At 71.6% G+C, this 11727-nt stretch carries 9 protein-coding genes, 2 tRNA genes and 3 pseudogenes; 9 read left to right on the forward strand and 5 right to left on the reverse strand.

The genetic code is table 11. The features are described from left to right. The 4 genes from OG335_RS21190 (at position 1) to OG335_RS21205 (ending at position 4773) form a co-directional block, all read left to right on the forward strand. Complete coding sequence (locus OG335_RS21190; RefSeq protein WP_405012698.1) at positions 1-288, forward strand: hypothetical protein; 288 nt, start codon at positions 1-3, stop codon at positions 286-288. 206 nt (positions 289-494) lie between these two features. After that, the gene (gene cysS / locus OG335_RS21195; protein ID WP_405012699.1) at positions 495-1889 is read left to right on the forward strand and encodes a cysteine--tRNA ligase; all 1395 of its coding nucleotides are present in this window, start codon (positions 495-497) and stop codon (positions 1887-1889) included. A 98-nt stretch (positions 1890-1987) separates the two neighbouring features. Next, complete coding sequence (gene rlmB / locus OG335_RS21200; protein WP_405012700.1) at positions 1988-2977, forward strand: 23S rRNA (guanosine(2251)-2'-O)-methyltransferase RlmB; 990 nt, start codon at positions 1988-1990, stop codon at positions 2975-2977. 254 nt (positions 2978-3231) lie between these two features. Next, a complete protein-coding gene (locus OG335_RS21205) occupies positions 3232-4773 on the forward strand; it encodes a DoxX family protein (RefSeq protein WP_405012701.1) in 1542 nt (513 codons plus the stop codon). Between the two features lie 232 nt (positions 4774-5005). On the opposite strand, the gene OG335_RS21210 is transcribed toward OG335_RS21205, so the two are convergent. The 3 genes from OG335_RS21210 to OG335_RS21220 all read right to left on the reverse strand — a co-directional run bounded on the left by OG335_RS21210 (position 5006) and on the right by OG335_RS21220 (position 7689). After that, on the reverse strand, positions 5006-5815 hold the full coding sequence (locus OG335_RS21210) for an NDP-sugar synthase (protein ID WP_405012702.1): 810 nt from the start codon (positions 5813-5815) through the stop codon (positions 5006-5008). A gap of 198 nt (positions 5816-6013) precedes the next feature. Further along, entirely contained in the window at positions 6014-6436 is a 423-nt protein-coding gene (locus OG335_RS21215) for a hypothetical protein (RefSeq protein ID WP_405012703.1), read from the reverse strand. 161 nt (positions 6437-6597) lie between these two features. Then, positions 6598-7689: an ABC transporter ATP-binding protein gene (locus OG335_RS21220; RefSeq protein ID WP_405012704.1), complete on the reverse strand. Its 1092-nt coding sequence runs from the start codon at positions 7687-7689 to the stop codon at positions 6598-6600. Between the two features lie 306 nt (positions 7690-7995). Here OG335_RS21220 and OG335_RS21225 point away from each other — a divergent pair. Both OG335_RS21225 and OG335_RS21230 read left to right on the forward strand, forming a co-directional pair. Then, positions 7996-8069 (forward strand) — tRNA-Thr (locus OG335_RS21225). Between the two features lie 19 nt (positions 8070-8088). Then, positions 8089-8592, forward strand: a pseudogene (locus OG335_RS21230) (HAD family hydrolase); the annotation flags it as partial. A 144-nt stretch (positions 8593-8736) separates the two neighbouring features. Here OG335_RS21230 and OG335_RS21235 read toward each other — a convergent pair. Beyond that, a pseudogene (locus tag OG335_RS21235) lies at positions 8737-8952 on the reverse strand (LacI family transcriptional regulator); the annotation flags it as partial. A gap of 81 nt (positions 8953-9033) precedes the next feature. Continuing rightward, positions 9034-10440, reverse strand: coding sequence for a hypothetical protein (locus OG335_RS21240; RefSeq protein ID WP_405012705.1), 1407 nt, complete (start codon positions 10438-10440; stop codon positions 9034-9036). A gap of 586 nt (positions 10441-11026) precedes the next feature. On the opposite strand from OG335_RS21240, the gene OG335_RS21245 reads away from it, so the two are divergent. The 3 genes and pseudogenes from OG335_RS21245 (at position 11027) to OG335_RS21255 (ending at position 11665) form a co-directional block, all read left to right on the forward strand. Beyond that, a tRNA-His gene (locus OG335_RS21245) sits at positions 11027-11104 on the forward strand. 142 nt (positions 11105-11246) lie between these two features. Beyond that, positions 11247-11426: pseudogene (locus OG335_RS21250) on the forward strand (hypothetical protein); the annotation flags it as partial. Positions 11427-11443: 17 nt separating this feature from the next. Continuing rightward, positions 11444-11665 carry a hypothetical protein gene (locus tag OG335_RS21255; RefSeq protein WP_405015638.1) on the forward strand — a complete coding sequence of 74 codons (222 nt, stop codon included), beginning with the start codon at positions 11444-11446 and terminating at the stop codon, positions 11663-11665. Positions 11666-11727 lie beyond the last annotated feature (62 nt).

An 11727-nucleotide genomic window follows, 5' to 3' on the forward strand; every position in this document is an offset into this window, starting at 1 on the left:
GTGGCGCGCGGAGCGCTCCGCCCCACCCGGACGGACGAGCACGGCCTCGCCCGCATGCGGTGGTCGGTCACCGCGGTCTCGGCGGTGCTGGTGGCCGCGGCCGTGATCGGGCTGGCGAGGGGCAACGGCGGCTGGCCGCTGGTCCCGCTGCTCGTCGGCTGCCCGACGGCGACCGTGCTGGTCGTCCGCGGACGGCGCAGCGGCCGGGTCGCCACCGGCATCGCCGGTACGGCGGTGCTGGTCGCGACGGTCTGCCTCGCCGCGCTGCTGTTCGAGCTCACCGGGTGAGGCCGTGCGGGCGTCCGGGGTGCCCCGCACGGCCGAGGAGCGGTCAGGCCCCCGCGTCCGGCGCCCCGGTGGCGCCGTCCGCGGGGGCCTGACCGGCCCGGCCAAGATCGTCCGGGGCGGACGGCGCCACCGACGGCTCGGAGACAGAGGTGTCCTGAGCACGAAAGGTGGCGGGGCACCCCCCGGCGCCCACTACGCTTGACGCTGTGAGCCTTCGCCTGTACGACACCAGCACCCGCCAGGTACGCGACTTCGTCCCGCTTGTACCGGGCTGTGTCTCGATCTACCTGTGTGGCGCTACCGTCCAGGCGCCGCCGCACATCGGGCACATCCGGTCCGGCCTCAACTTCGACGTGATGCGCCGGTGGTTCGGCTACCGCGGCTACGACGTCACGTTCGTGCGCAACGTCACCGACATCGACGACAAGGTCATCGCCAAGGAACGCGAACTCGGCACCCCGTGGTGGCAGATCGCGTACGCCAACGAGCGTGCCTTCGACGACGGTTACACCGCGCTCGGCTGCCTGCCGCCCAGCGTCGAGCCGCGCGCCACCGGCCACGTGCCCGAGATGATCGAGATGATGCGCACGCTCATCGAGAAGGGGCACGCGTACGAGGTGGACGGCAGCGTCTACTTCGCCGTCACCACGTACCCCGACTACCTCGCCCTCTCCAACCAGGAGCTGGACAACCTCCGCCAGCCGGAGAGCGCCGGCGAGACGGGCAAGCGCGACTCCCGCGACTTCGCCATGTGGAAGCGCGCCAAGGAGGGCGAGCCCAGCTGGGAGACCCCCTGGGGCCGCGGCCGCCCGGGCTGGCACCTGGAGTGCTCCGCCATGGCGCACAAGTACCTCGGCACGGCGTTCGACGTGCACGGCGGCGGCCTCGACCTGATCTTCCCGCACCACGAGAACGAGATCGCCCAGTCGAAGGCGTTCGGCGACGACTTCGCCGCCTTCTGGGTGCACAACGCCTGGGTCACCATGAGCGGCGAGAAGATGAGCAAGTCGCTCGGCAACTCGGTGCTCGTCTCCGACATGGTCCAGCGCTGGCGCCCGATCGTGCTCCGCTACTACCTGGCCGCACCGCACTACCGCTCGATGATCGAGTACAGCGAGGAGTCGCTCCGCGAGGCCGAGACCGGCTTCGCCCGGATCGAGGGTTTCGTCCAGCGCGTCGTCGAGCGCTGCGGCCCGGTCGACGCGGCGCCCGAGGTGCCGCTCGCCTTCGCCGAGGCGATGGACGACGACCTGGGCGTGCCCCAGGCGCTGGCCGTCGTGCACACCGCCGTCCGCCAGGGCAACAGCGCCCTGACCGCGGACGACAAGGAGAGTGCGGTGGCGCGACTCGCCGAGGTCCGTGCGATGCTCGGAGTGCTGGGCCTCGACCCGCTCGACGAGCACTGGGCCGGTGCCCGGCACGGTGACGACCTGCACGGCGTGGTCGACTCGCTCGTCCGGCTCGTCCTGGACCAGCGCCAGGCGGCCCGCGAGCGCAAGGACTACGCCACCTCCGACGCCATCCGCGACCAGCTCGGCCTCGCCGGGCTGGCCATCGAGGACACCCCGTCCGGCCCCCGCTGGACGATCAACAACCAGTAGCCCCCGCAGGGGCGAGCGTGGGCCGCAGCCGGTGGGAACCGGCTACGGCCCATCCTCATGACGAACCTCAAGACGAAGAAGAGACAGGAAGTACAGCCATGGCCGGCAACAGCCAGCGCAGGAACCGCCGCAACCCCGATTCGAAGAAGGGCGCGAGTGTCGGTACCGGCGGCCACAGCCGGAAGGGACTCCAGGGCAAGGGCCCCACCCCGCCCGGCGAGGCCCGCAAGGGACACCCCAAGCAGCGTGCGGCCAACGCTGCCGTCAAGCGCGAGCGGGACGCCAAGTCGCGGGCCGGCATGCGCAAGGCCGGCGCGGGCCGCGGCGGTCGCGGCGGTGCCGGGGCGGCCGAGCTGGTCGTCGGCCGCAACTCCGTCGTCGAGGCGCTCAAGGGCGGCGTGCCCGCCAACGCGCTGTACGTCATGCAGTTCATCGACACCGACGACCGCGTCCGCGACGCCTACCAGGCCGCCAACGAGCGCGGTGTGCCGCTCATGGAGGCCCCCCGGGCCCAGCTCGACCAGATGACCGGCGGCCTCAACCACCAGGGCCTCGTGCTCCAGGTGCCGCCGTACGAGTACGCGCACCCGGACGACCTCGTCGCCGCCGCGTCCGACGCGGGACAGGACGCGCTCATCATGGCGCTGGACGGGGTCACCGACTCCCGCAACCTCGGCGCGGTCGTCCGTTCGGCCGCCGCGTTCGGCGCGCACGGCGTGGTCATCCCCGAGCGCCGCGCCGCCGGCATGACGGCCGGCGCCTGGAAGACCTCCTCCGGTGCCGCCGCCCGTCTGCCCGTGGCCCGCGCCACCAACCTGACCCGCGCCCTGGAGGCGTACCAGAAGGCCGGCCTCATGGTGGTCGGCCTGGCCGCCGACGGCGAGTCCGAGATCGGCGACCTCGACGCCCTCACCGGCCCGGTGGTCGTCGTGGCCGGCTCCGAGGGCAAGGGCCTCTCCCGGCTGGTCGCCGAGACCTGCGACATCCGGGTGCGCATCCCCATGCCCGGCGCCACCGAGTCGCTGAACGCGGGCGTCGCGGCCGGCATCGTGCTGTACGAGGCCGCCCGGCTCCGCGCCCGCCGCTGACGCACCGGCAGCACCGGCCCCTCGGGGCGGCTGCGGTCCGGAACGGACTGCTTCGTGGACGGAACCGATCGGGTCCGCTTGGGCCCGATCGGTTCTCCCATGATCACTTCAAATTCGCGCCGGGAATCCACCCGGGAGAGTGTCCTCCGGGCCCGTCACCCGGTTAGAGGGGTGTGGACACCAGAACACCTCGGCGCCCCGGGCAGGGCGGCACGGCGGGGATAGACCCCGGTCCCGGCCTCAGCACGGTCAGGGTGCCGTCCGACCCCGCGAAGCTCAGCAGTACCCAGGCCAGCTTCCGCGTCAGGCTCTCCGCCCCCATGGCCCCGATGATCGACGCGCCTGCCGGCGCCGCCTTCGGGGACCCGTACGGCATGCAGTCCGGCGCGTCCGGCTACGGCGCCCGCGCCCTGGTCACCCCGCAGGTCGTCGTGCCGAGCGCGCAGATCCCGGCCATGGCGGGCGGCGGCGTGACGACCCCGCGGCGCAAGGGCCGCGTCACCACGGTCACCTGGAGCGGCCAGGCCGCCCCGGGCGACCAGGCGGCCACCCGGCTGCTGGAGGCGGTGCGCCTCACCACGGTGCCCGCACCGGCCGGCGCAGCGGGCCACGGCTCGCCGATGTCCGGCATGCCCGGGGGCTTCCCGGCGGGGATCGACGAGACGCAGCCGCTGCACGGCGTGCCGCGGCAGTCCGGCCCGCCCCCGCTGCCGTACGAGCCCGTCGGCCCGGGCTGGGCGCCCAGCGGAGAACTCCCCGAGGTCTCCGCGCAGAACGGCCCCGTCGACGCCCGCCACGCCTGGTACCCGGGCCGCCGGGTCGACCTCGGGCTCGTGTTGCTGCCGCTGCGGATCGTGCTCGGCTCGCTCTCGGTGTACGCCGGGTTCAGCAAGCTCTGCGACCCGGTGTACTTCGACGGCGGCGAGCGCGGCTCCATGATGCGCTGGCTCTCCTCGCTGCACCCCTGGAAGGTCGCCGAGCCGCTCCTCGCCTTCGCGATGAGCCACCCGGTCGGCGCGGGCCTCGGCGTCGCCTTCACCGAGATCGTGGTCGGTGTGCTGACCGTCCTCGGCCTCTGGCAGCGCTTCGCCGCCGGAGCGGCGATGACGCTCTCCGCCGCCCTGCTCTTCACCGTCAGCTGGCGGTCCGTGCCGGTCTACGACACCCCCGACATGATCTTCCTCGCGGCGTGGAGCCCCCTCCTCATCGCAGGCGCCCCCTTCGGCTCGCTCGACGGCCGGATCGCCCTCGACGCCTGGCGGCGGTACGGCCCCGACAGGCCACGCGCGGTACGCCGCAGGGTGCTGCGCCGCAGCTCCGTGGTGGCCGCCGTGGTCGTCGGCCTGACGCTGCTCACCGGCTCGATGCTCGGCGCGGCCGTCCGCACCGGCGGCACCACCGGGCCCGGCCCGGTCAAGCCGCCGACCGACTACGGCTCCCCGATGTGGCCGGGCAACAGCACCACCACACCGTCGCCCAGCCCCAAGCCGAGCACCTCCCCCTCGCCCGGCCGCTCCTCCTCGCCGTCGGCCACGACCTCGCCGTCGTCCTCGTCGAGCAGGACGGGGAAGGCGAAGTCGTCCAAGTCGGCCGGCACCGGCGGCCACAGCACCCCGGGACGCTCCACCAGCACCAGCACCCGCAGCACCACCGGGGGCGGCACGGGCACCACGGGCGGCTCCACGCCCCGGCCGGGCACCAGCCCCGGACTGATCGGCGGAGTCCTCGGCAGTGGCCCGCTGGGCGGACTGTCGGCCCTCGGGATGGAACGCCAGGCGGAGGCGCCCGCGGTCTGACCACGGCCTGCCCGCCCGCCCGAAGCGAGAAGGGGGCCCGCCACCGTCCTGGACGGTGGCGGGCCCCCTTCGGCGCTGCGGTCGGTTCGGTACGGCGCTGCTCCCTGCCCCGGCCGTGCCCGTGCCGTGCCCCGGTCGGCCTCGTGCGGGCCCTACGGCGTCTTCCGGCGTTCTTCCGGCGGCCGGGCGGCGCGGCCGGGCCCGGCCGGGGCGTGCTCAGGCAGGGGCGTGCTCAGGCCGGCAGGCGGCCGGCCGCGGCGGCCAGCTCCTTGGCCGCCTCCGTCAGGTCCTTCGCGGTGTCGATCGCCCGCCAGTAGCAGCCCTGCGGCAGCTGGTACCCGGCCAGCTGCCTGGACCGCGCCAACTGCGGGAACGTGGTGCGCTCGTGGTCCCCCACGTCGGGCAGCAGCGCGCGGAACGCCGGACCGAAGACGTACAGGCCCGCGTTGATGAGGAAGGGCGAGGGCGGGGATTCGATGAAGTCCAGCACGTTGCCGAACTGGTCCGTCTCCACGGCCCCCCACGGGATGCGCGGCCGGGCCAGCGCCAGCGTCGCGACCGCCGCGCGCTCGTGGTGGAACGCCGCCATCTCGCGCAGGCTGAAGCGCGTCCAGATGTCGCCGTTCGTGGCGTACCAGGCCTCGTCCGGCCTCGGCAGTGCCGCGGACGCGTACTTCAGGCCGCCGCCGCGGCCCAGCGGCTCGGTCTCCACCACCGTGCGGACGTTCAGCGGCAGGTCGGTGCCGTCCAGCCAGTCCTGGAGGACCTCCGCGAGGTGGCCGCACGAGATGACCACGTCGGTGACGCCCTCGGCGGCGAGCCACGCCAACTGGTGGCCCACGATGGGCGTGCCCGTGCCGGGGATCTCCACCAGCGGCTTCGGGCGGTCGTCGGTGTAGGGGCGGAGGCGGGAACCCTGCCCGCCCGCCAGGATCACGGCCTGCGTGACGGCGGGTGCGGGGGCCGGTGGCGCCGGATCGGCGGGACCGGAGAGGGCTGTCGGGTCTGCGCCGTGGTCGGCGGACATCGCGTCGGCGGTCATAGCCGGAACAGTAGGACCCGCGAGGTGCGGATTCCTACCGTTCCGGCACGACGGACCTCCCGGCGCCGTCGCAGGACGGCCGCCACCGGAGCACGGGCCGCCCCGGGCGCCCGCGCGGGAGCACCCGGTGCCGGGCAGGGCCGTACAGGCGTCGGGCCGGGTGCCCGGGGCGGCGTCAGGCCGGGTGCCGTACCGGCGTCAGGACGCGCCAGCGGCGAAGGAGCCGTCGCAGACCGGGCGGGCGAAGGAGCGGGCCCGCTGGGCGTCGCCCTGGTACTTGCGCACCGCGGCGCGGCCGAGCTCGGCCGCCAGGTCGGAGCAGTACGGGGTCAGCGAGGGCTTCTCCCGCATGCTGCGCTCCAGCAGGTCGAGCGCGGTGCCCGGGTTGTGGACGTCCAGCTCGTTGAGCAGGTCCGTCCGGAGCGCGTCCCGGGGGCTGTCGGGCGTGGTCGAGGTGCGGCCGATGGTGCCGTCACTGCTGGACGCCGCGACCACCTGCTGGTCGAGCCCGGTCGGCGGGGCCCACGGGACCCGGGTCACGGCGAGTGTGCCGGTGGTCACCAGGATCACGGGCAGGGTGAGGGCCACGGTCTGGCCGATGCGGCGTACGAGCTGTTTCACGCACAGGAGCGTAGCGCTGGGTGGCCGTCGCGGCGCGCTCCGTTACACCAATGAGTGACAGGTGTCCTGTTCTGCGCGTCCATCAGGTTGACGCGGACCCGGGCGGACATGCGGAAGGGCCCCGCCGGAACGTGTCCGGCGGGGCCCTTCCGTCGGCCGGGTCAGCGGCTCAGGCGCTCGCCCGTGCTCTTCGAGAACACGTGGGTCTCGCCGCCGGTCGGGACGACGTGGATCGTCTCGCCCTTCTGCGGCACCTGACGGCTGTGCACGCGGACGACCAGGTCGTGGTCGTCGCCGTTGATCTTGGTGGTGCCGTAGACGAAGCCGTCCGCGCCGAGCTCCTCGACGACGTTGACGGTGACCGCGACGCCCTCGATGCCGCCCGAGGGGACGATCTCGAAGTGCTCGGGACGGATGCCGACGGTCACGACCTTGTCGGTACCGGCGCCGGCCAGGTCCTCGCGGGAGATGTTGATGACGGAGCCGCCGAACTTCACGCCGCCGTCCACCAGCGGAACGTCGACCAGGTTCATCGCGGGCGAGCCGATGAAGCCGGCGACGAAGACGTTGGCGGGGCGCTCGTACATGTGGCGCGGGGCGTCGACCTGCTGCAGCAGACCGTCCTTGAGGACCGCGACGCGGTCACCCATGGTCATGGCCTCGGTCTGGTCGTGGGTGACGTAGACCGTGGTGATGCCCAGGCGGCGCTGCAGGCCGGCGATCTGGGTACGGGTCGAGACGCGGAGCTTGGCGTCGAGGTTCGACAGCGGCTCGTCCATGAGGAAGACCTGGGGCTCACGGACGATCGCGCGGCCCATCGCGACACGCTGGCGCTGACCGCCGGAGAGCGCCTTCGGCTTGCGGTCCAGGTAGTCGGTGAGGTCGAGGATCTTCGCCGCCTCCTCGACCTTCGCGCGGATCTCGGCCTTGTTGACGCCGGCGATCTTGAGCGCGAAGCCCATGTTGTCCGCGACGGTCATGTGCGGGTACAGCGCGTAGTTCTGGAAGACCATCGCGATGTCGCGGTCCTTCGGCGGCAGGTGCGTCACGTCGCGGTCGCCGATGCGGATGGCGCCGCCGTTCACGTCCTCCAGGCCGGCCAGCATGCGGAGGCTGGTGGACTTGCCACAGCCGGAGGGGCCGACGAGGACGAGGAACTCGCCGTCCTCGACGTGCAGGTCGAGGCCGTCGACGGCGGGCTTGGTGCCGCCGGGGTACAGGCGGGTCGCCTTGTCGAACGTGACGGAAGCCATGGTTCTGCTCTCCTTCACCGGCAGGAACGTGCCGGACGATCCGAGTAAAGGTGGATGGTCGCCGCCCGTGCGGTGTTCAGGACTTGAACACGTCGGGGGGTTCTCCGCGACGGTACCCGTACGTTCATCCGGTTGTCAGCCCCCGCCGGTGGCCGATTTCCGCATCGGTCCGATCACAACCGGGACACACCACCCAAATCGCGCGGCGCGCACCCTGCCCCACCGGCGGAAACCACCCCCGGCGCGCCGCACCGGCCCGCTACACTGCCGGTGGTGCCGCCGTGGCCTGCCGCGGACGGTCACCGTGCCTCCTTAGCTCAGCTGGCCAGAGCACCGCTCTTGTAAAGCGGGGGTCGTCGGTTCGAACCCGACAGGGGGCTCCCCGGTTTGTGCTGGTCAGTGGCCCGCAAACGCAGAAAGGCCCCGGACCGCGAGCGGTCCGGGGCCTTTCGACATCTCAGCCTGACATCAGCGCCCGCTGGGGTCGAGACCGAAACGGACCCGCTTGCCCTTCTCCGTCTCGTTGCGGACGCCAGGCCAGACCTTGCGGAAGCGACAGACGGTGCACTGGCGGAGCTGGAGACCGAGGCGGTGCGCGTCGGGCGACCCAACGCGGGCAGCGAATCGGTTCTGCGGGCATGTGCTCGGTCCGGCCGGTCTGTCTCGGTCGTCAGCAACAACGCAGGTGTCGCGATTGAGCGGTATCTCGCCGACCACGGCCTCAGCGACTACGTGGCCGGTGTGTTCGGGTGGGCCCCAGGCGACCCCTCGTCCATGAAACCCAATCCGAGGCTCCTCTTGGAGGCCATGGACGCCGCCGCCAGCAAGCCGGAAGAGTGTGTCTTCATTGGTGACGCCGCACGAGACGTCGAAGCTGGTGATGCGGCCGGGGTGGCGACCATCGGCTACGCCAACAAGCCAGGGAAGGATGCTCGGTCGGCGGCTGCTGGCGCAGTCGTCATCGTGAACTCAATGCAGCTCATCGCAGACGCTCTCTCCTGGCAGCGTCAACGCAGCAGCACTTCAGTTGCAGGCGGTCCCGACGATCGCCGGGTTCGCCGTGATCAGGCCGTCCTCGATGGCATCGGCCAGGATCAGGTGCAATGTGCCGTGCCACGTCTTGACGCTGGAGGCGGTGTAGAGAACCCGCTCCTTCTCCGCCCGAACTTCCACGTTAGTCCGGCCAATCTCCGCAAGCGCCTTGTCCTCGAACTCCGGCAAGAGATGTTCCTCGATGTGCCGGCGGTAGTTCTGCATGGTCGACCCGCGAGCGCCACGACGCCCGGTAGCACGCCGGAGGGGCGCAGGCCCGCAGCCAGCGCTCCTCCGGACCGGCAGAACAGGTCAGTTGACGGTGAAGAAGTAGTCGGTCGGAGCCGTCTGGGCCCCGTCCTTGGTGGTGCCGTAGACCTCCAGGGCGTACCAGCCGCTGTCGGTCGGGGTCCACGAGATCTGCGCCTCGCCGCGGGCGCCGGCCTTCACCGTGGTGCCCTCGCCCCAGTTGACGGAGTACGTGTAGCTGACCGCGCCCTTGATCTTCGGGGTGAAGGTGAAGGTGCCGGGCACGCCCGCGCCGCCGCCCGAGCCGTTCTCGGGATAGATGTCCGAGGTCACGGTCGGGGAGGTGTCGGTGCCACCGGTGCTCCACCACTGCTGCTGGCTCACCCAGCCGTTCGCGCTGGTGGAGGTCACGAGCAGGATGTCACCGTACGGGTCGTCCAGCGTGAGTTTCAGCTCGGCGATTCCACTCGTGGAGGCGTTGACGGTGGTCTGCGACTGGCTCTGCCCGAGGTGCTGGACGGTGTAGCTGACGACGGGGCTCACCGCCTGGAGACCCGGGTCGGGGGTGAGCTTGAAGATCGCGTTCTTGCCGTACTGCGGCGAGTTGGAGACCTTGGTGACCGTTGGCGCGTCCGGCTTGACCGAGACGTAGAAGGTCGTGGGCTGGGACATGTTGAACGCCCGGTCCAGGCTGGCCACCCGTAGGACCAGGAATCCGCTGTTGTACGGCGGCATCAGGTCCACCGTGGCCGAGCCGCCGAGGGAGTCCGCCCGGGCGAAGTAGTTCGGGCTGGTCTCGTACGGGTCGTGGTACTCCGGGATGCCGTGCTCCCCGATCGACGCGACTCCGGGGACCGGGAACGTGCCGACCCAGGTGAACGCGTAGCCGGCGACGTCACTCACACCGTTGGCGCCGAACGTGAGCTTGATCGGGGTGCCGCCCTGGTTCTGCTGCCCCTCCGGGTAGTTCGGCGAGCTGACGGTCGGCGCCGCGCTCGGGAAGGTGTCGTCGGTGGCCACGTAGCACGGCGCCGACCAGTCGGAGGCGGCACTGCTGTCCGCGTCCACGGTCCGCGCCTGCCAGGCGTAGGTCTCACCGTCGAGCAGCGGAGCGTTGTAGCCGCCCAGGGTGGCCGTTGCCTCGTTGCCCAGGTAGGAGTACGGCCGCTCGGCGGTGACGACCTGTGACGGGTCGGAGACCGGCCAGGCCCGGAACTGCTCGGTGACCCACCGGACGCCGAGATCGGTGTAGCCCGGGATGCCCTCCACGGTGAGACCGGCACGCCCCGCGACGTACACGGGCTTGGCCTGGTCGGTGGAGCACGCCTGGTACGCGTTGTACAGGTTGGTCGGCGTCGTCGGCGTGCCGCCGGCCGCGTGCGCGGGCGCGGCGACGGCAAGCAGCGCGAGGCCGGCCGCGGCGACCGAGGCGAAGGCCGCACGGGTGCGTGCGGCCAGGGTTCTGTTCACGTGGTGCTCTCCCCTTGGAGTCCCCGTCGGTGGCGTTCCGGTCGAACGCCGCTCGGCGGGCGCGGGGAATGCTAGTGCACGTCTACGAACAACTGTACGGGTTATCTGCGGCGGCGGTGACGGGCGGTCACACCACCGCCCGGGTGTCGTTGCCGATCACGCCGCCTACGAGACCGGCGAACGAGAGCAGCTGTGCGATTACATCGATCAGGTACTTGCACACAGCAGTATTGATGTCCCGGCGCTTACGGGGCGCCACGGCGTCGACCAGTATGCAATCACGGATGAGTGGCGTGACTGGTGATAGCCGACAGCGGTAGCACGCGCCGGAAGGTCCACCGCCGGGCTGAGTGTCCAACTGCGCTACAACGTACCCGTACTTCAGCGGACAGATACGGACGTTCGGGGAGTTTTGGCACAGGTCGGCCGATGTTCGGCCCACGTGGGGCGGGTGTCCGGGTTGCTTCGGGACGAAAGGGCATGGGCTACCCCGACGCTGTTCCACTGACATCGCCTGCTGACACCAACGACAGCGGACGGATGTCGACTATCACGCGTACATGGCGAGCAAGGGTGGCAAGAGAAGGCCATCCTTACGAGCTGACGGGCACGCATGGTCGAGCTTGTGAAGCGGGGGTCGTCGGTTCGAACCCGACAGGGGGCTCTCGTCTCCACCTCGGATGAGCTTCGGCCTCCCGGGAGCTTCACCGCCGGCCTCGGACGACTCGTCCGGGGCCGTTCGCGTGGGCGGCGCGATGACTCGCGGGGCGGTGGGCACGACGGCTCGCCTGCGCCGGCCGGTCGGCATGACGACCGGTACGGCAACGAAGAAGTACACGGTGACGCTGCCGGAGGAACTGGCCGAGGAGATCCGCGCCGAGGTGGGGCCGGGGGGTTTCAGTCGGTATGTCGCGCAGGCCGTGGAGCGTCAGCGTGAGAGGGATCATCTGCACGAGTTCGTCGGCTGGTGGGAAGGCGGGCATGGTGAGGAAGCCGCACGGGCATGGGCCCTCTCCAGGATCGCAGTCGGGCCGGTGACGAGGGAGATCGCGGGGAGGCGATCGAGCTGTTGGAGGTGGCCGGTCCGCCCGGGTACGAGTACGCCACCGATGCTGCTCCCGCCGCAGCGGCGCTGCGTCAGCGTGGCGACGTCACGATCTTCCCGTCCGACGAGGAGGACATGAGACTTCTCTGCGGGGATCGTGTCGTGGTCAGGGGGATCTGAAGTCGGAGTGAGCGGCTCGTCCCGCGCCCGCGCCGGGCGGCTCGGCTCGAACTCCTACAAGA

This window comes from Kitasatospora sp. NBC_01539, from assembly GCF_045040525.1.
In the GTDB taxonomy this organism is placed as follows: domain Bacteria; phylum Actinomycetota; class Actinomycetes; order Streptomycetales; family Streptomycetaceae; genus Kitasatospora.

Excerpts from the sequence above, each read along its gene's own strand:
- rlmB (WP_405012700.1), top strand. The coding sequence starts at position 1,988 with ATGGCCGGCAACAGCCAGCGCAGGAACCGCCGCAACCCCGATTCGAAG.
- OG335_RS21210 (WP_405012702.1), bottom strand. The coding sequence starts at position 5,815 with ATGACCGCCGACGCGATGTCCGCCGACCACGGCGCAGACCCGACAGCC.
- OG335_RS21220 (WP_405012704.1), bottom strand. The coding sequence starts at position 7,689 with ATGGCTTCCGTCACGTTCGACAAGGCGACCCGCCTGTACCCCGGCGGC.
- OG335_RS21255 (WP_405015638.1), top strand. The coding sequence starts at position 11,444 with ATGGGCCCTCTCCAGGATCGCAGTCGGGCCGGTGACGAGGGAGATCGC.